Here is an 18,649-nt window from a genome sequence, read left to right as displayed (position 1 = left end):
GCTGCTTATCGTCATGGGTATGGCCGACAGTGGTCGCGTGATCGCCGTGTTGTGCGACCAGATCGGTGGCACGGGGACGTGCAACTCACCCGGTCCCCTTGGGGAGGACGCCGCGCAGGCGTGAAAATGGTGGGTAGGTCGCCCGCCGACGCCGAACGATCTTGGTCTCATGAGGCTGTGTGCAAGTCTGGCGCCGGGGCCACGGACCTCACGGGTCACGCATTGTCGCTTCGAGCACGCCGGTCAGATTTTCGGTTCCCGACCGAGGCCCCCGGGCGGCCTACCCACTGGTCGATCATGGTTGCACGAAAGGGAACAAGGGGATGGGTGGCAGGCCGGTCGAGGAGATCCCGGACGCCGACAGTGAACAGGTCTGGCGGCGGGTGTGTGCCGTCGATGTGGCGAAGGAGTCCGGGATGGTGTGTACCCGGCTGCCGTCCGGGAGCGGGCGGCGGGTGAGCCGGGTGTGGAAGGTCGCGGCGACCACGAACGCGGTGGGTGACCTCGCCGCCGAACTGGTCGCGGCGGGGGTGGAGAAGGTCACCGTGGAGAGCACGTCGGACTACTGGCGGATCTGGTTCTACCTGTTCGAGGCGGCGGGTCTGGACGTGCAGCTGGTCAACGCCCGGGACGTCCGTAACGTGCCCGGACGGCCGAAGACCGACAAACTCGACGCGGTGTGGCTGGCCAAGCTGACGGAGAAGGGCCTGTTGCGGCCGTCGTTCGTGCCGCCGGCGGCGATCCGGGCGTTGCGGGACTACACCCGGATGCGGGTGGACCTGGTCCGGGACCGGACCCGCTACTGGTCGAGGCTGGAGAAACTCCTCGAGGACGCCCTGATCAAGGTGTCGTCGGTGGCGTCGACGTTGAAGACGCTCTCGACGCGGGACATGGTCGAGGCGTTGATCGCCGGTGAACGTGACCCTCAGGTCCTCGCCTCGCTGGCACACGGGCGGCTACGTCGCAGACACGACGCTCTGGTGGAGGGAGCCTGTCCGGATTTCTGTGGTGCGCCGGGATAAACCGGCATGGAGGAGGAGATGGAAGAGCTCTACGCCGAAGGGGTAGCGACCCACGGCGGCCCCGAGTCATGCGCTGACGTCTGTGAGGGCGTTGGTGAAGCGTTGACAGGGGTACGTGCAGGCCAGGCTATTGAGCCTCGAAATTTCGGGATCGGGGTGCCGACGCTGTCACAGAGGTGGAAGGCAACACTGCTGGGGGCGTTTTCGCGAGCCCTCGGTGGGCCCCGCGGGGTCAGAGAACCAGGGCATGTATGGAACCTCCATGTGCGAGAACCGGGAGGGCCCGTGTCCGCCCATCCAGTTGATCACTGGACGGGCCGTTCAGGGAACGCTGAGGCGGTACGCCTGAGATGAACGGGCATGGGCAGTCGGATCGTCCCGTAGTACCTGCGATCCTGCCGAACAAGGCCACGGAGGTGGCTGCGGAGGTGGGGGAGGAAAGGGGACGAGCCAAGGGGAACACGGCCGGCAAAACGCGTCCCGGACTCAGTGCCGGAACCGATGCGTCCAGTGCGCTGGGTCGTGTGCGTGAGGTAGCACGGCGGGATAAGGATGCGCGGTTCACCGCGCTGCTGCACCACGTCAGCCTCGGTCGACTCCGGAGGGCCTACTGGGCGATCCGTCCGGGGGCCGCGCCGGGGGTGGACGGGGTGACGTGGGCCGACTATGGGCAGGATCTGGAGGCCAACCTCCTGGACCTGCATGGGCGGGTGCAGTCGGGGCATTACCGGGCCAAGCCGAGTAGGCGGGTCTACATTCCGAAGGCGGACGGGCGGCTTCGGCCGCTTGGGATTGCCTCGCTGGAGGACAAGATTGTCCAGCGGGCCGTCGTCGAGGTGCTGAACGCTGTCTACGAGGTGGACTTCCGGGGCTTCTCGTATGGGTTCCGGCCGGGACGTGGTCCGCGTGATGCGTTGGACGCGCTCGCGGTGGGGATCGAACGGAAGCGGGTGAACTGGGTGCTCGATGCGGATATCCGCGACTTCTTCGGCCAGCTTGATCGGTCCTGGCTGCGGGGGTTCCTGGAGCACCGGATCGCGGATAGGCGGGTCCTGCGGCTGGTTGACAAGTGGCTGGCTGCAGGGGTTGTCGAGGACGGGGAATGGTCGGCGACGGAGCAGGGATCGCCGCAGGGGGCATCGGCTTCGCCACTGCTCGCCAACGTGTACCTGCATCACGTCCTCGACGTGTGGGCCGACTGGTGGAGACGCCGCCACGCGCAGGGTGATGTGATCATTGTGCGGTGGGCGGACGACTTCATCGTCGGGTTCGAGCACGAGCGGGATGCGCGGCGGTTCCGGGACGAGCTGCGCGAGCGGTTCGCGCGGTTCGGGCTGGAACTGCATCCGGACAAGACCCGGCTGGTCGAGTTCGGGCGGCACGCCGCCGAGCGTCGACGCAAGCGGGGGCTGGGTAAGCCGGAGACGTTCGACTTCCTGGGCTTCACGCACATTTGTGCGAAGTCCAGGTCAGGGCGGTTCTGGCTGCGTCGTATCACGGTCTCGAAACGGGCGCGGGCGAAGCTTCGAGAGGTCAACGACCAGATCAAGCGCCGCCGGCATCAGTCCATCCCGGAGCAGGGGCGGTGGGTGGCCAGTGTGGTGCGAGGCCACGCGGCCTACTACGCCGTGCCCGGCAACATCGATGCGGTATCGACCTTCCGGTACCAGGTGACCCGGCAGTGGTATGCGGCGTTGCGGCGGCGTAGCCAGCGCACGCGGCTGACCTGGGTGCGGATGGGCCGTATCGCGACTCGATGGATACCGAAGGTCCGCGTGATGCATCCGTTCCCGGCAGTGCGCTTCGCTGCCAGGACCTGAGGCAGGAGCCCCGTGCGGTAGTTCCGCATGCGGGGATCTGTGCGGGGGGCCGTCCGTGAGGGCGGTCCCTACCGCGACTAACGGATGTCAGCAGAAGTCCGTTGGGCGGCAGCTGCTGGCGGCCCTGATGCGGTCTGTGATCATTGAAGTGTTCGAGGTACTCGCCGACCACGGCTCCCGCGTGGCGTTCGTTGTAGATCAGAACGTGGTCGAGGCACTCCTGTCGGAGGCTGCGGCCGAAGCGCTCGATGAAACAGTTCGCGCGGGGCGTCCGCGGCGCGTCTTGATCACCCGGATGCCTTCGCTGGTGAAGACCTCGTCGAACGCGGCCGTGTACTTGGAGTCGCGGTCACGGATCAGGAACCGGAACCGGTCGGTCCGTTCGCGGAGGTGAGCGACGACGTTGCGGGCGGCCGGGGCGGTCCACTGCTGGGTGGGGTGGGCGGTGACGCCGAGTAGGTGGGCCCGGCGGGTGGCGACCTCCATGATCACCAGGAGGTACAGGCGTCGCAGCCCGATCGTGTCGACGTGGAAGAAGCCGATGGCCAGCAGGCTCTTGGCCTGGTTGCGGAGGAAGGCTCGCCAACTGGTGTCGCTGGCTCGTGGCGCAGGGTCGACCCGGTGGCGGGGCAGGATCCGCCGGACGGTGGCGAACGCGATCTGGTGACCCAGCCGTGCGAGTTCGCCCTGGATCCGCCGGAAGCCCCAACGCGGATTGTCGCGTGCCATCTCCATCACCAGTTCGCGGAACTCGTCGCCGACCGGTGGCCGGCCCTTCCTGCGAGGCTGTGTCCAGCGCCGGCGAACGAGCCGGCGGTGCCAGTCCAGCAGCGTCGCCGGAGTCACCAACCGATGGAGGCGAATCGGCCGGGGTAGGAGTTGTGCCAGTCCGGCCAGGATCGCCCGGTCCGGCCACGACAGACACGGGCGGCCCCGAATCTGCCGGCGCAGGATGGCGACCTCGTGCCGCAGTGCGAGCACCTCGGCCAGCAATGCGGTGTCGCCGTGCGGGCCAGTAGTCCCAGCCCACCGAACACCCGGATCATGAACAGATACAGCAGCCGCACCGCCTTACAACGATGATCATCGCAACGCTGGCGGAGATGTCTCACTGCATGTGCGGTCCGGCCTTCTCCGTGATCCGCGCCGATCTTCAACATGCCAGGCCATGACCCGGTCCCGGACCGCGTCGGCGGCCTGACAGTCGGTCAGGTTCTCCGAGAACTGCAACGCACTGGCGGTCATCAACTGTGCCGGGGAGATCCCCGGCCGTCCCCGGACCCCGAACGCCGCCGAGAACCGGGCGTCCTCGTACACCTGGCCGAGTTCGTCACGGATCCGCGTCGCCAGGTTCCCTTTCCGGAACGCCGCCCGCGCCATCCGCGCGGTCTGCTCCGGAACGTCTGGCCACGGCCTCGGTTGCATCGACATGACCAAACGACCCTACTGACCCGCCAAAGGAGACGGGTACACGGCCGAATAAGCCATCAGGGTCCCTCTATGCCTCAAAACAAGCACACGATACCGTACCATCGAGGTATCCGGATCGAACGATATCAGGCAGCGCCCCAAATGTGTTCCGGTTTCATGTTTACTGGAGCTTCGACCGCTCCGAATGGAGGTTGGCATCACGTCGGCAGGAGATATCGCTCGATCGCTAGACGCAACCCGGTCAGGGCTTGCCCGCATCGTCAAGGCTCTCGCAGCTGCCGGAACAGCCATCCACCAGCAGCAAGGGCAACTCAGCGAACTGACCCGCGGGGCGAGCCATCCAGCCGCCAGCCAGGCCGTCGCTGCCGCCGCAGCGGCTGTCCAACGCCTGCAAGAGGCTGCCGAACTCACCTCAGCCGCAGGTCGAGACCTGCTCGACTACACCCGTAGAATCATCGGCGAGCCGACAGCAGCCCCTTCGGACAGGTCTGGCCCCTACGACGCCACCTCGTCCATAGCAGCCGGCGGACGTCTGCTTCCCGATCAAGTCGAGCGGTTAAGGAGCGACCTCCCGGGTGCGGTCGAACCAGGGACCGGGCAAAAGACACATGGGCGATGGATCGACCCGGACACAGGGGTTGTCCGGCACGCCATCAGCGGCAAGGATGACGACCAGGATCGGGTGGACAGGCACCTACGCGACGAGGGCATCCCCAGACTTCCGCAGCGCACCGGAGACATCGAGATGAAGGTTGCCATGCAGATGCGAGATCGCGGCATCCGCCACCTCGATATCGTCCTCAACAACGTGCCTTGCAGAGGCCGGCTCGGCTGCGATGGAATGCTTCCGATCCTACTCCCGGAAGGCAGCTCCATCACCGTGCACGGTCCAAACTTCCGCAAGACCTACACAGGGGGTGCCCGCCCGTGGTGGCGCTAGAAGTCTGGTTCGACCAGGTCCCCGAGAACGACTTCGGCACCGGCGACCCGGCAATCATCGTCGACGACCTGACCGGCCTCGACAATTTGATCGAGCACATCCTGACCGCCACGACGGATCGCCAGATCCCCTCAGTCGTTCAGGCAAACCTGCTAGGCGCAGATGGTCTCCCCATAATCGAAGCAGGGATCGGTCGCGGCCGAGGATTCATCTCATACACTGACCACAACGGTGGCTTCTATTCGATCGGGGACCCTAGCCGCAGCGGCGATGCCGTCTACGACTACATGGGAAACGAACACGTCGTCCCCGCCAGCGCTGAGATTCCGCTGAGCGAGGTCCGCCAGTGGCTGGCCGAGTTCATTGCCACCGGCGGACCATCCGCCGCCGTCCCGCTGGCTCCCGAGGTCGGCTAGCGGCGGCTCAGGATCCTCTAGAAGAGGGCGTCGGGGCGGGGAAACAGGGCGTCGTCGAAGGCAGGGAGCAGCGCCTCCGGTTCCTGAGGTTTTCGGGGTCGCGGGACCGACTTGGTCGACTTGCGTGGTGTGCGGCGTGCTCCGGAGTGCAGGCCCTCGCGGTTCTCTTCGTCGTAGCGCTTGTGGTTCAGCTCCAGCAGGCGATCAAGGATCTCGACCTGCACCGCCGGGTCGATCGTGTAGCGGGTGCCCTGCCGGGTCTCGTGGAACCCGTGATTGAGCTGCAGGTCCGACCAGCCGTACGCCTCGGCAACCGCCTTGTCGATCTCGACGTGGATCTCCCGCAACCGCCGGATGTCCGCACTGGTCACCCCTTCGTCGTGGACCAGGTTGTAGAGCTTCGTCAGCCCCAACCCCCGCCCCAACATCACCGACTGCCGGTACGAGTCCAACTCCTCGCCAACCCAATCCATCCGGCCCGTCAACTCCGGCTGCGGGAACGTCTCGTACACGTCAGAAGGCGAGTAGTTAAGATCCGCTTTCATTGTCGATGAGGTTCGCCAAGACCATGCAGTGTGAAAGGAACTACTCAGCAGCGTTAGGCGCCCAGCTTGATCTGTCGCGAATACGCCAAGCTTGTGCGACAGCACTTGGCGCGCGGCAACAAAGGTTGGCATGACGAGTCTGCTAACGAGGGCGATGGCGAGGACGCGGTCGAGTCCTTCGATGGCCTTCCGCATCGCGGGTCGCTTGTCGGCGTATTGCCACCAGCGCTGCGGCAGAGGCTTGCGCAGCACATAGGTGCCGTCTGGTTTCGTGCGCTGTCGTTCCGGTTTGACTCGATCCTCAATGATCGCGTAGACATCTGGGTAGGCGCGGGCCTCATCTTCGGATCGATCAAAGAAGTCGATGACCCAGCGGGTGGCTGAGCAGTCCGGACTGGTGTTCAGGTCTTCACCATTGAGGTAGGGGAAGAGGACGTCCTTGTTGCGCGGGTCCTTGGTGATCAGCGCCTGCGCCTGCTCCGGCTCAAGGATGAAGCCCATACCAAGAACGATCGCCCCCTGAAACGACTGGCCGGCGTTGGCGGTGAGGCGGTATGGGTTGCCGGTCACTCGGGACTCGGCGTCGAGCGACGGAGTGATGCCCCGCACCTTGCGGCCGTCGAGGATGCGCTCCTCGCCGCTGCCGGCGTGCCCCACCCAGAGCAGTGACACCTCCAACGAGGCGGTGCCCGGCCACGGCTGCGACTTGTTCGCCCGGTAGATCGTCCAGCCCATGTCGATCGCCTGGTCCAGGCCGACCTCGCGAGTATCACCCTGGGCGATCGTGTTCGTGGCGATGATGCCGACCCGGCCCTGCCTGGTCACGGCCAGTTTGCGCAGCAGGAAGTACGAGCACAGGTCGGCGTTGCCGGGCTTGTCGCGGGCGATCCGCTGCTTCAGATACTCGCGCAGGTCGACGCCGATCGCCCCGGAGACCTTCTTCCCGCCGATGAACGGTGGGTTGGCGATGACGGCGTCGAAGCCGGCGCGGTTGATGACCTCCGGGAACTCCAGCGGCCAGTGCAGTGGGCGGATCGGGGCGGGGCGGCTGCCGCGCAGCCAGCCGCTGATCGTGTCGGTCAACTGCCGGGTCTGCTCCGCCGACGCCTGGTCGTGCAGCACCGCGTACACCTGGTCGCTGATCGCCGACAGCCGGTCGTCGTACTTGTACTCCGGGTCGTCGTCGGGGTCGTCGGCCGGATCCCACGGGCGGCGCTGTGCCCGTACGGCGGTGGACAGCGCCGCGCCCACGACGGCGTCGGCGGCCAGCCGCAGCCCGTCCCCCATCTGCTCGATCAGGCCCAGCTTCGCCGCCTTGTCGGCGGCGTCGCGGGTGTCCTGCACCACGCTCGCCTCGATCTGCTCCCGCAGCTCGGTCATCTCGGCGACCAGCTCGTGCAGCCGGTCGGTGACCGAGCCGTAGAGCCGGGCGTGCAACGAACGGCCCTGCTCCGGGTCCAGGTGGAAGGCGGTCAGCTGGTCCAGCGAGGTGATGCCGACCAGCGAGTCACCGCAGCGCAGCGCGTGGTCGAGGAAGCCGAACGGTCGCCCCTTGGCCAGGGTGACCAGCCACAGCGACAGCTTCGCCAACTCGACGGCCATGTCGTCGCGGTCCACCCCGTACAGGCAGCGGGCGGCGACCATCCGACGGGCCGCCAGCCGCAGATCCTCCTCGGTGCGGCCGTCGGCGGGCAGGTCGGCCAGCTCGGCCGGCAGCTTGTCGCGCTGCCAGGCTCGCACCACCACCTCGGCCAGGTAGCGGCAGGCAGCCACCAGGAACGCGCCGGAACCCATCGCCGGGTCCAGCACCTTCAGGCGCAGCAGCTCATCCGCGCTCTTCGCCCGCCACACGCCTTCCTCGGCGACGCCCTGCGCCGGGCCGGGCGCGAAACACAACGGCGCCAGGGTGTGCCGGACGACCTCCTCGGCCAGCTCCTTCGGCGTGTAGTGGGTGCCGGTGGCCCGTCGGTCGCCGACCTGGGTGAACAGCACCGACCCGGCCGGGAAGATCGTCGGCAGGCCGCGCAGGTCGGTGCGGAGCAGCCCCCAGTACGGGCGGGCCCGCTCGGCCAGGTCGGCGTTGTTGTCGCAGGCGGCGTGCAGCGCCGCCACCTCGTCCGGCCGGGGTGTGCGGGCCAACGCCTTCGTCACCTGGCCGGCGGTCAGCCCACAGCGTTTGACCAGCCAGTCGCGGAACTCCGGCTCACCGAGCGCGGCCTGCTCGACCAGCTCGGTCAGCGGCAGCTCCGGCTCCAGTTTGCCGATCAACCCGACGTGCGGCTGATCCACCCGCAGGCAGGAGAAGTCGAGCAGTCCTTCGTAGACGTGGCCGATCTGCTCCACCCCGAGGCTGGAGTAGCTGAGCTGCTCGGCGGCCTTGCCCCGGTGGCGCAGCACCAGCAGCGCGTCCAGGATCTCCAGGATCACCCGGTCGGTGACCGCCGCCCGGTGCAGCCAGCCGAACCGGGCCGGGTCGAACAGCGACCCGCCGTGCGCCGGGATCATCAGGTCCGGGTGGGTGCAGCCGCCGTGCACCGCCGCGAACAGGGCCAGTAGCCGGGGCCAGGCCGCCGCCCGCCGGTCGGTCACCTCCTCGCTGTACAGGTCCCGCGCCAGGCTCAGCTGGGCGTGCAGCGTGGTCGCCGCGTACGCCTCCTGGTAGAGCGGGTCACCGAGCGGCAGCAGCCGCTGCTCCTCGGCGTACAGCAGGAAGACCAGCCGCATCAGCACCGTCAACGCGCCCCGGTAGATCTCCCGGTCGGCGACGTCGCGCAGCAGCTCCCCGCCGGATTCGCGGTCCAGCCGGGCCAGTTCGCCGACGAACAGCTCCACCGCCCGGCGGACCTGGTCACCGAGGGTGGTGGTGACCTGGGTGAGGGCGTCGGCGCTGCGGACGAACAACCCGGCGAGGCTGGTCGACGCGGTGCCGTCCGGGTTGGCGGCCGGCGGCAGCACCCGGGTCGCCGCCAGCAGGGTGGCGAACGCCCGCAGCAGCAGCGGCTCCTCCAACCACAGGTCGGCGTCGAAGACGGCGACTCCGGTGGCGGTGCCGGGGCGGGCGTGCACCAGCGCCCAGTGCTGGCCGTTGGTGAGCAGCGCCACCGGGGTGCGGGTGTCGCGGCACAGCTGTGCGGCCTGCTCGGTGGGTGCCGGCCGGTCGCCGTCCGGCCTGGTCAGCGGGGTGTCAGCCGGCAGGTGGTAGACGTGCAGCCGGGCGGCCCGGCCGCCGCCGGGCTCCGGCCCGTACATGATCCAGTCGGGTCGACGGCGACGCCGGTCGGCGCCGGCGAGGATCTCCGACGGCAGCGCGGTGCCGTCGCCACGGGCGCTGGCCGGGTAGCGCAGCAGCTCGGTCAGGATCAGCTCCACCCAGGCCGGGGCGAGCAGGTCCGGCGGGGCGTCGAGGATCTCACCCCAGCCTTGGCGGATCCGCTGGCGGACCTCGTCGGGCACGGTGTCCAGGCCGTCGGGCAGGGCGACGGTCAGCACCGGCACGGTCAGGAACGGCCCGTCCGGGCCGAGCAGGCCGAGCCATTCGGCGTGCTGCTCGTCGGCACGTTGCGGAGCCGGCCGGTACGGGCGACGGCCGGCACTGACTGCGGTGGCGGTGCTTCGGGTGGACGGCATCAGCGGGCACCTCGGGCGATCCAGGCGGGCACCAGGCAGGTGACGGCGGCGGGGAACCAGCGGGCGGTCGGGTCGGCGTAGCGGCGGCGCAGCGCGTCGGTTTCCCGCTGCCGCTGCGCCGGGATGTCGCGTAGCCGGGCCCGCAGGGCGTCCCGGTCGGCGTGCAGTTGTTCGCGTTCCAGCTCGAACAGCGACGGCTGTTCCCAGGACGGCGTGTCGTCGAGGCGGGCCCGGATGTTGGCCGCCAGCTCGTCGAGCACCGCCTCGATCGCGGTGACCTCCTCGGCGCAGCGCTGCTCCAGCAGGCTGTACAGGCTGCGTTTGCGCTGGTCGGCGCGGACGGCGAGGGCCCGGCTGAGCGGCTCGGACAGCGTCGGCCACAGCTCGACGAGCTGGCCCAGCATCGGCTCCGCCGGTGTCTCGTCGGTGGCGGCGGCGAGTAGCGCGTCCAGCTCCTGCTGGCGGGCGCGGGTCAGTTTGCCGGCGACGATCGGCCCGCCCGCGGTGATGATCTCCTCGTGCAGTCGGGTGCCTTCCGTGCCGGTGATCACCACCCGGCCGTGGGCGATCAGCGCCGGGCTGCGCAGCAGGTCACCGGGGACGATCCGGGCGGTGACCCGGTGCAGCCGCTTCCCGGTGCTGCCGCCGGTCCGCGACCACAGTTCGGCGCGCAGCAGCCGCAGGCACATGCCGACCAGCCGATGCCCGAGGTGCAGCAGCACCACGTCGGTACGGCCCTTCGCGGCGTCCGGGTCGAACGTGACCGGCCTTTCCCGGCCGGTGACCGGATGCAGCAGACCGTCGGTGCGGGCCGTCGCCCACGCGCCCGGCAGCTCCGGCAGCCGGAACCAGGTGCCGGTGGCGTCCGCCGGGGTCGGGGCCACGATCAGGTCGCGGCGGTGCGCCAGCCGCAGCGCCGTGCGGACCACCCGCTCCACCGTGGCCGGGGTCAGGTTCAGCTGGGTACGGCTGGCATGCAGCTTCTCGGTGAGCCGCTGCAGTTCACGGGCCAGGTCCCGCTCGTACCGTAGCCGGGCACGGCTGGCCCGCTGGCCGATCTCGGCGTCGGTTGCCCGCCAGTCCGTACGCTTGCCGGTCATCTTCTGCTCGACCTGGGTGGCGATGACCTCACCGGCGCTGCCCAGGTCGGTGCGGATCGCCTCGACCTTCTCCACAGCCAGCCGCAGGAACGCCAGCTCGTCCTCAAGGGACCCGTCGGTGTAGTCGGCGTGCTGCCAGCCGGCCGGGACGAAGTGCAGCACCTGCACCTCGGCGGCCCGTTGACCGTGCCGGTCGATGCGGCCGTTGCGCTGCTCCAGCCGGTTGGGGTTCCACGGGATCTCCCAGTGCAGCAGCCGGTGGCAGTGGCGCTGCAGGTTGATGCCTTCGCTGGCGGCGTCGGTGGCCAGCAGCACCCGTACCGGGTCCAGGGCCGGGTCCTCGGTGAACACGTTCTTGACCTGTTCGCGGTCCTGCGGGTCCTGGCCGCCGAACAGCAACGCGATCCGTTCCGCCGGGTAGCCGGCGGTGATCAGCCGTTCGTGCAGCCAGCGCTGGGTGTCGCGGTACTCGGTGAAGATGATGACCCGTTCGCCGGACCAGTCGCCGCCCGGCCGCACGATCGGGTCCAGCCAGGCGCGCAGCGCGGTGAACTTGGCGTCCGGCTGGTGCTGCGCCGACCGGGCCCAGGTCTGCAGCCCGGTGAGCAGCGCCTTTTCCTGGGTGGACAGCGGCGGCGCCCAGCGGCGTACGGCGGTCAGGGCGTCGGTTTCGACCTCGCCGTACGCCTCGTCGTCCTCGGCGGTCTCGTCGAGCCGGTCGATCGCCGGCCGCAGCACCTTGTCGGCCTTGTCGCGTACCGGTGCGGTGTCGGCGGGGTGGCCGTCGGTGCGGGCGGACATCGTGGCCAGGTGGGTGTCGACGGTTTCGGCGAACGCCTTCGGTGACGAGAAGAGCCGGCGTTTGAGCAGCGTGGTGACGAAGTCGGCGGCGAGCTGCCCGGCCCGGTCGGCGGCGGCGTCGCGGCGGCTGGCGGCGTAGCGCGACAGCAGCTCGTGGGCGTGCCGTTCGGCGGCCGGGTAGTCGACTTCAAGGTAGTCGAGGCGGCGCACCGGGAACCGTGGGGTGCCGTCCCACCTCCGTGGCAGTTCATTTTTGAGCCGGCGGACCATCACCCGGGCCAGTTGCTCGTCGGTCGGTTTCACCCCTCGGGCGAAGCGCTGGTCGTCGAGCAGCTCCAGCAGCGCGGTGAACGACTCCAGGTAGCCGTTGTGCGGGGTCGCCGACAGGAACAGCCGGTGCTCGCAGTGCGGGGCGAGGGTCCGGATCGCCTTCGTCCGCTGGGAGTCGGTGGCGTAGCGGCCCCGGCCGGCCGGCGCGCAGGTGTGGATCTCGTCGACCACGAGCAGGTCGATGGCGCGCGGGTAGCGGGGGGCGGTCGGCAGCACCTCGCGGAGCAGCCGCAGCGGGCGGTCGCGTTTGAGCCAGTCGACGCTGACGATCAACCGGGGGTAGTGGGTCCACGGGTTCGCGTACAGGCCTCGGCTGCGTCGCAGGTCACGCAGCAGTGCGCTGTCGACGATGCGGAATTCGAGGCCGAACTTGTCGCGCATTTCGTCGCGCCACTGCCGGGTCAGCCCGGCCGGGCAGACGATCACCATCGTCCGGGCCCGGTGCCGCAACATCAACTCCTGCATGACCAGGCCGGATTCAATTGTCTTACCCAGTCCGACATCATCGGCAATCAATAGATTGGTCCGCGGCATGGACAGCGCCCGCACCACCGGGTCGAGCTGGTAATCCTCGATCTCCACGCCGGAACGGAACGGGGCCTGCAACGCCGTACGGTCGGCCGAGGCAATCGCACCCCAACGGACCGCGTCGAGGAATGCGTCCAGTTGGGCCGGGTCGTCGAACCCGTCACCCGGACCGGGCAGGACGGTGGAGTCGTGCACCGCCCGACCGGGCTCCAACTCCCAGACCACCCGCAACTCCTCGTCGCGGGCATCGTCCTCGACGCTGATCAGCTGCACCAGGTGCGGCGCCGGCCCGGTGAACACGTGCGGATCGGCGCTGGCGACCTCGCCGCGATGCACCTGCGCCGCCACCCACCTGCGGTTTCGTACCGTTACCAGTTGGCCTTCGGCGGGCGCCGCCGACTGCTCCGTCAGGGTTGGGACAGCCGATCCGGCACGCTGAGCATCGTCGATAGTTTGGTGCGAAGTGTCCGAACGGCCCATTCCATACGTACGTGCCTCCACTCTGCACCTTTCGTCGTTTCCTGAGCCCGGGACCACTGCGTAACATGGGCTCTCCGCGAACGCAGGCGTGCAGGTTAGTGCAATTTGTCTACACAGTCGACAGGGGTTACGACAGTGGCCAAGCTCGGAATCGCCAAGGACTTCCTGGCCGACTATGCCAAGCTGCAGAAACCCGTCCAGAAATCGGTTTCCGCCGTGATCGACAAGTTCGCGGCACACACCCACGCCGGCATCCACCTGGAGAAACTCGCCAACGCCAAGGACTCCCGCATCCGCACCATCCGGATCACCCAGTTCTACCGGGGCGTCGTACTCGCCCCGACCAGCGGCGACGAATTCTTGCTGCTCACCGTCCTGCCCCACGACGACGCCATCGAGTACGCCAGCAGCCGGCGGTTCACCGTCAACCAGGCCCTCGGCGTCCTCGAGGTCCGCAACCAACAGGCCCTCGACAGCATCGAGCCAGCCCTGCAACAGGCCGCCAAGGCCAACCCGAGCCTGCTGTTCAGCCGGGTCAACGACGCCGACCTGATCCGGCTCGGCGTCGACGCCGACATCCTCCCCCTGGTCCGGCTGCTCACCACCGACGCGCACCTGGAAGCCCTGGCGAACCTGCTACCCACCGCCCAGTACGACGCACTCACCGGCCTCGCCGCCGGATACACCCCGGAACAGGTCTGGGACGAGGTCAGCGCACACCTGCCGACCAGCGCCCCCGCCGAGCCGGTCGACCCGGACGACCTGACCGCCGCCGCCGCCCGCACCCCGGACCGCTTCCATCTGGTCTCCGGACCCGCCGAACTGGCCAGCATCCTCGCCCACCCGTTCGACGCCTGGCGGGTCTTCCTGCACCCGACCCAACGCGAGATCGCCCACCGGCCGTCGTACGCCGGACCGGCGCTGGTCACCGGCAGTGCCGGCACCGGCAAGACGGTGACCGCCCTGCACCGGGCGGTGTTCCTCGCCGCCCGGACGACCGACGGCCCGGACCGGTTGCTGCTGACCACCTTCACCCGCAACCTCGCCGACGCCCTCGACCGGCAACTCGGCCTGCTCACCGACGATGCGTCGGTACGGGACCGGATCGACGTGCTGAACGTCGACCGGCTCGCCTACCGGATCGTCGCCGAAACCCTCGGCCGCCAACCGGCCATCGCCGACGCCAGGACCGTCACCCGACCGCTGTGGGAACAGGCCGCCGCCGCCACCGGCGGGCAGCACAGCGCTGCCTTCCTGCAACGTGAATGGGAGCAGGTGATCCTCGCCCAGGGCATCACCGAGCCGGCCGGCTACCTCGCCGCCCGCCGGCACGGCCGCGGCGCACCGCTGCGCGCCGACCAGCGGCTCGCCGTCTGGGAAGCGATCCGGCAGGTCACCGACGCGCTGCGGCAACAGGACCAGCACACCCACCTGCAGCTGGCCGACCAGGCGGCGAAGATCCTCGCCGAACGGCCGGACCGCCCGTACCGGCACGTCATCGTCGACGAAGGCCAGGACCTGCACCCGGCGCAGTGGCGGCTGCTGCGGGCCGCCGTCGCCGCCGGCCCCGACGACCTGTTCATCGTCGCCGACCCGCACCAACGCATCTACGACAACCACGTGTCGCTGGGCAGCCTCGGCGTCGGGATCCGGGGGCGCAGCCGGAAACTGACCATCAACTACCGCACCACCCAGGAAATCCTCGCCTGGTCGGTACGGCTGCTCACCGGAGTCGACCCGACCGGACTCGACGACCAGCCGGACAACTTGACCGGCTACCGCTCGCCGATGCACGGCCGGCGGCCCCGGATCGCCGGGCACCCCGACCGCGACGCCGAGCACGACCAGCTCGTCAACCAGGTACGCCGCTGGATCGACGACGGAGTCGAACCGCACGCGATCGCCGTCGCCGCCCGCAACGGCCACCTGGCCCGCGCCGCCCGCGACCGGCTCGGCACCGCCGGCATCCCGGTCAGCACCCCCACTGCCAGCAAGACCAACGCGGTACGGGTCGGCACCATGCACGCGATGAAAGGGCTCGAGTTCCGCTGCGTCGCGGCGATCGGCGTCGACGCCGACACCATGCCGGCCCGCTCGACGATCACCGCAGCCGACGACGACCCCGCCGCGCACCGGCACGACCTGCAACGGGAACGCTGCCTGCTCTTCGTCGCCTGCACCCGCGCCCGGGACTCGCTCTATGTCTCCTACGCCGGCGCACCCAGCCCGTTCCTCGACGCCCGGCCCACCCACTGACCAACCCCTTGAACCCTCCGCCACACAGCCCTGCTCAACGGACTCACGGCGGGGACCGCCCGTCGGGCCCGCCTCAACACTCGGCCGTCGAGGCGGGATCGACGCAGACGGAGAGCCGGTGCGGGAAGTCGATCGAGCGAACGCCCCCGGTCGACCGGTAGGTCACCGTGACGGGTGGGGCCTCCCACAGGCCGGGCCGGACGGCCGTGATCTTGAATACGGCCGAGTAGCGTTCCCGGCTGGCGTCGCTCGGCAGCAGCTCGGCCGAAGCCGGGTCGACGGCGGTCAGATCAGGTGCGAACACGGGTGGGAACCGGTCGGTGAAGCCGACGCCGTCGGCCTGGTCCGGCGCCAGCGCCACCAGGCCGACCCGGTCCACGCTGACGACGGTCGAGTCGTCCGTCGCCATCTCGACGGAGATCAGCTGGACCGGAGAGCCTGTCACGTTCCGGAAGACGACCAGGCCGTCGTAGCGACTCTGGCTGACCTCAAGCTGTGAGCTGTGCTGGCTGCCGCGCCCGGCCCACTCTAGGGCGACACCCCGATGGTCGTCGTCGGCCAGGCCTGCGGACGACGACTGCGTCGGCGCCCCGCCATCCGGGCCGTCGGTGCACCCTGCGATGCCGAACGCCAGGACCGCGGCGAGGCCCAGGACGGCAGGCAGCTTCCCCATGTCTCCCCACGTCACCCTTTGTTAACACCCGCCCTGCGGGTTCGGATACCACCAGGCCGTCGCCGGGTAGTCGTCCCGCTTCCAGCAGTAGTAGTTCGAACTGTGTGACGCGAGTGGGGCGTACGCCACCGCGTCAACCGACGTGGTCACCGTGCAGTTGGTGTTGAGCCGGTGCTTCCTGAAGCCGAACAGCCGGCCTTCTTTCGTCCGTACCAGTCGGGACGTCACCCCGGACGACAGCGGGATCGAATGGCTCCAGCTGGTCGTGTGGCTCGACCCGACGGTGAGGTCGACGCCGAAGGTGGTCTCAGCCGACGCGACGAGCGCACCGGCCGAGACCGAGAAACTCGCCGACGTGGTGACCGAGATGTCGATCGTGCCGCTACCGGTGAAGTCGATCGACCCGGGGCCGGTCTGCCAGTCGCTCGCGGTGTCGGTGGAGATCCAGACCTTCTGCGGCGTCCAGACCTCGTAGGTCTCCTCGATCGGACAGGCCTGGGGGACCATGTCGACGGCCCGCACCGGAGCGACCGCGAGCAACGACAGCGCCGTGCCGGCCGCCACGACCACGGCGGCCCGCGCCCCGCTCGGCAGGCGCCCCCGCCCCACCAACGATAATGATCGGGACATATCAATACGGTATGCAGGTCGGTCCATGGATCACAAGGCAGACCCGGCCAGCCCGGTGCAAGATCTCCGACAGTCACCTCGACCTCAGGTCAGGCCGGGGGTCAGCAGGCCGCTTTCGTACGCGAGGATGACCAACTGGGCGCGGTCGTGCGCGTACAGCTTGGTCATGATCCGGTTGACGTGGGTCTTCGCCGTGTGTGGCGAGATCACCAGGTCCTCGGCGATCTGCTGGTTCGACCGGCCGCGCGCGACCAGCAGCAGCACCTCGCGTTCCCGGTCGGTCAACTGGTCGATCGCCTCGCTGGCCGGATTCGGCCGGCTCACTGTGACCGGTGCGGCATTGGGTAGCACGTACCGCTCGATGAGGCTGCGGGTCGCGGCCGGCGACAGCAACGCCTCACCGGCGTACACCGCACGGACCGCGCGGACGATCTCCTCCGGCTCCGCCCCTTTGCCGATGAACCCGCTCGCGCCGGCCCGCAACGCCGCCACCAGGTATTCGTCCTCCTCGAACGTGGTGAGGATCAGCACCCGGGTCTCGGCGAGCGCCGGGTCCGCGCAGATCGCCGCCGTCGCGCCGATGCCGTCCAGTTCCGGCATCCGGATGTCCATCAGTACGACGTCGGGGCGCAGCGAGGCGGCGAGCGCGACGGCCTGCGTACCGTTGACGGCTTCGCCGACGACGCTGATCCGGCCGTCGTCGGTCAGGATGTCCGTGACGGCCTGGCGGATCAGTGGCTGGTCGTCCACGACGAGCACGCTGGTCACCGGGGATCCTCCTTGGGCAGTGGCAGGGTGGCGGCGAGCCGGTAGCCACCCGGGGACAGGCCGGTTTCGACGACGCCACGGACCGAGGCGACCCGTTCCCGCAGACCGACCAGGCCGTGTCCGCCACTGGGTACCTCGGGCCGGTCGTCGGACGATCGGCCGGACACCGGGTTCGTGACCACCACCAGAACTTGATTGGCGTCGACCTCGATCAGGACGCGGGCGCGGTGCTCGGCACCGTGTTTGTGCGCGTTGGTGAGACCTTCCTGGACGACCCGGTACGCGACCACGTCGACCGCGCCGCTGACCGCCGCCAGGTCCCCTTCGGTCCGCACCGAGACGCTCAGGCCCGCGTCGGCGAACCCGCTGACCAGCCGGTCGAGCTGGTCGAGGCCAGGTTGCGGGGCCGCCGCCCCGCCAGCGTCGTCGTCCTCGGTACGCAGCACCCGCAGCAGGTCGCCGATCTCGGTCAACACGGTCCGGGCCGCGCCCCGGATGACCCCGAGGGCCTGCTGTGCCCGCTCGGGACGGGTCTGCAGCGCAGACGAGGCCACCCCGGCGTTGAGGCTGATCACCGAGATCTGGTGGGCGACGACGTCGTGCAGGTCACGGGCGATCCGCAGCCGCTCCTCGGTCACCCGTCGGCGGGCCTCGGATTCGCGGGTCTGTTCCGCTCGTTCTGCGCGTTCGATGATGGCGCGCAGATACTCCCGCCGGGAGCGGGTGGCGTCGCCGGCGGCGGCGGCGAAGGCGACCACGACGGTGACCTGGAACGCGCGGGGATCGAACACGCTCCCGATCGCCGTCAGAAGGTTGAGCAGGGCCGTCACGACGACGGCGGTGCAGGCGGCGGTGAGCGTGGTCCGCCGGTCCGTGCGGTTCGCCGCGCCGAACATGGCGATCGACACGGCGAGCACCACGCCCGGCTCCAGCGCCCCGGTGGCCGCGACGAGACCGTATATGGCGATACAGCCGGCGAGCACGGGCAGCGGCCAGCGCCGCCGCAGCGGCAACAGCCCGGCGGGGACGACCGCGAGGGCGACGGCGACGGTCCCGGCCGGCTCGTGCTCGGGGATCTTGAACTGGATGAGCGCCATCGCGACGATGATCACCGCTGCGACGAGGTCACCGACCCACGGCGGTACGCGCGGACGGCGGTACCTCGGGTCCGCCGGCCCGGCCGCAGTGGTCGTCATGGTCCCAGTCTGCCGGCCGTCGTGACCACGCAGGTCCACCTGGCGTGGTAATCCCCGCTACCGCGAACGTGGTACGCGGATGCCCG

General features: G+C 69.4%; 13 protein-coding genes and 1 pseudogene. 5 read left to right on the top strand and 9 right to left on the bottom strand.

From position 1 onward, the window contains the following. Positions 1-323: 323 nt before the first annotated feature. Positions 324-1,022, top strand: coding sequence for an IS110 family transposase (locus ACFHWS_RS23505; RefSeq protein ID WP_416551058.1), 699 nt, complete (start codon positions 324-326; stop codon positions 1,020-1,022). 350 nt (positions 1,023-1,372) lie between these two features. Further along, positions 1,373-2,668: pseudogene (gene ltrA / locus ACFHWS_RS23500) on the top strand (group II intron reverse transcriptase/maturase); the annotation flags it as partial. Here the strand turns inward: ltrA and ACFHWS_RS23495 are convergent. The 3 genes from ACFHWS_RS23495 to ACFHWS_RS23485 all read right to left on the bottom strand — a co-directional run bounded on the left by ACFHWS_RS23495 (position 2,568) and on the right by ACFHWS_RS23485 (position 4,273). Further along, a complete protein-coding gene (locus tag ACFHWS_RS23495; RefSeq protein ID WP_416551108.1) occupies positions 2,568-3,092 on the bottom strand; it encodes an integrase core domain-containing protein in 525 nt (174 codons plus the stop codon). The pseudogene ltrA and the gene ACFHWS_RS23495 sit on opposite strands and share 101 nt — an antisense overlap. After that, positions 3,041-3,823 (bottom strand): helix-turn-helix domain-containing protein, encoded by a 783-nt coding sequence (locus tag ACFHWS_RS23490; RefSeq protein WP_416569088.1) that lies wholly within the window; start codon positions 3,821-3,823, stop codon positions 3,041-3,043. Before ACFHWS_RS23490 ends, ACFHWS_RS23495 begins: the two co-directional genes overlap by 52 nt. A gap of 102 nt (positions 3,824-3,925) precedes the next feature. After that, positions 3,926-4,273 (bottom strand): hypothetical protein, encoded by a 348-nt coding sequence (locus ACFHWS_RS23485; protein ID WP_416569087.1) that lies wholly within the window; start codon positions 4,271-4,273, stop codon positions 3,926-3,928. Between the two features lie 184 nt (positions 4,274-4,457). Between ACFHWS_RS23485 and ACFHWS_RS23480 the strand changes: the two genes are divergently transcribed. Together ACFHWS_RS23480 and ACFHWS_RS23475 are read left to right on the top strand one after the other, a co-directional pair. After that, positions 4,458-5,213 carry a DddA-like double-stranded DNA deaminase toxin gene (locus tag ACFHWS_RS23480; RefSeq protein WP_416551056.1) on the top strand — a complete coding sequence of 252 codons (756 nt, stop codon included), beginning with the start codon at positions 4,458-4,460 and terminating at the stop codon, positions 5,211-5,213. Further along, positions 5,201-5,629, top strand: coding sequence for an Imm1 family immunity protein (locus tag ACFHWS_RS23475; RefSeq protein ID WP_416551055.1), 429 nt, complete (start codon positions 5,201-5,203; stop codon positions 5,627-5,629). The genes ACFHWS_RS23480 and ACFHWS_RS23475 overlap by 13 nt, the downstream gene beginning before the upstream one ends. Before the next feature lie 17 nt (positions 5,630-5,646). Here ACFHWS_RS23475 and ACFHWS_RS23470 read toward each other — a convergent pair whose 3' ends face one another. Next, the gene (locus tag ACFHWS_RS23470; protein WP_416569086.1) at positions 5,647-9,801 is read right to left on the bottom strand and encodes an Eco57I restriction-modification methylase domain-containing protein; all 4,155 of its coding nucleotides are present in this window, start codon (positions 9,799-9,801) and stop codon (positions 5,647-5,649) included. Further along, positions 9,801-13,040, bottom strand: a complete 3,240-nt coding sequence (gene drmD / locus ACFHWS_RS23465) for a DISARM system SNF2-like helicase DrmD (RefSeq protein ID WP_416569093.1) — start codon at positions 13,038-13,040, stop codon at positions 9,801-9,803. The genes ACFHWS_RS23470 and drmD overlap by 1 nt, the downstream gene beginning before the upstream one ends. Before the next feature lie 135 nt (positions 13,041-13,175). Between drmD and ACFHWS_RS23460 the strand changes: the two genes are divergently transcribed. After that, entirely contained in the window at positions 13,176-15,296 is a 2,121-nt protein-coding gene (locus tag ACFHWS_RS23460) for a UvrD-helicase domain-containing protein (RefSeq protein ID WP_416551053.1), read from the top strand. Between the two features lie 73 nt (positions 15,297-15,369). On the opposite strand, the gene ACFHWS_RS23455 is transcribed toward ACFHWS_RS23460, so the two are convergent. From ACFHWS_RS23455 to ACFHWS_RS23440, 4 genes are all read right to left on the bottom strand, one after another. Next, positions 15,370-15,969 (bottom strand): hypothetical protein, encoded by a 600-nt coding sequence (locus ACFHWS_RS23455; RefSeq protein ID WP_416551052.1) that lies wholly within the window; start codon positions 15,967-15,969, stop codon positions 15,370-15,372. A gap of 21 nt (positions 15,970-15,990) precedes the next feature. Continuing rightward, positions 15,991-16,599, bottom strand: a complete 609-nt coding sequence (locus tag ACFHWS_RS23450) for a hypothetical protein (protein ID WP_416569085.1) — start codon at positions 16,597-16,599, stop codon at positions 15,991-15,993. 84 nt (positions 16,600-16,683) lie between these two features. Beyond that, entirely contained in the window at positions 16,684-17,367 is a 684-nt protein-coding gene (locus ACFHWS_RS23445; protein WP_416569084.1) for a response regulator, read from the bottom strand. Further along, complete coding sequence (locus tag ACFHWS_RS23440; RefSeq protein ID WP_416569083.1) at positions 17,364-18,563, bottom strand: sensor histidine kinase; 1,200 nt, start codon at positions 18,561-18,563, stop codon at positions 17,364-17,366. The genes ACFHWS_RS23445 and ACFHWS_RS23440 overlap by 4 nt, the downstream gene beginning before the upstream one ends. Positions 18,564-18,649: the final 86 nt, after the last annotated feature.

The sequence above is a fragment of the Micromonospora sp. LOL_013 genome, assembly GCF_048060315.1.
Taxonomy (GTDB): Bacteria; Actinomycetota; Actinomycetes; order Mycobacteriales; family Micromonosporaceae; genus Micromonospora_E.
This window is presented reverse-complemented; position numbering and strand designations above follow the sequence as displayed.

What these genes read in the sequence shown, in the direction of transcription:
- ACFHWS_RS23505 (WP_416551058.1), top strand. Translation starts at nt 324, where the DNA reads ATGGGTGGCAGGCCGGTCGAGGAGATCCCGGACGCCGACAGTGAACAG.
- ACFHWS_RS23450 (WP_416569085.1), bottom strand. Translation starts at nt 16,599, where the DNA reads ATGTCCCGATCATTATCGTTGGTGGGGCGGGGGCGCCTGCCGAGCGGG.
- drmD (WP_416569093.1), bottom strand. Translation starts at nt 13,040, where the DNA reads ATGGGCCGTTCGGACACTTCGCACCAAACTATCGACGATGCTCAGCGT.
- ACFHWS_RS23440 (WP_416569083.1), bottom strand. Translation starts at nt 18,563, where the DNA reads ATGACGACCACTGCGGCCGGGCCGGCGGACCCGAGGTACCGCCGTCCG.
- ACFHWS_RS23485 (WP_416569087.1), bottom strand. Translation starts at nt 4,273, where the DNA reads ATGTCGATGCAACCGAGGCCGTGGCCAGACGTTCCGGAGCAGACCGCG.
- ACFHWS_RS23470 (WP_416569086.1), bottom strand. Translation starts at nt 9,801, where the DNA reads ATGCCGTCCACCCGAAGCACCGCCACCGCAGTCAGTGCCGGCCGTCGC.
- ACFHWS_RS23455 (WP_416551052.1), bottom strand. Translation starts at nt 15,969, where the DNA reads ATGGGGAAGCTGCCTGCCGTCCTGGGCCTCGCCGCGGTCCTGGCGTTC.
- ACFHWS_RS23480 (WP_416551056.1), top strand. Translation starts at nt 4,458, where the DNA reads ATGGAGGTTGGCATCACGTCGGCAGGAGATATCGCTCGATCGCTAGAC.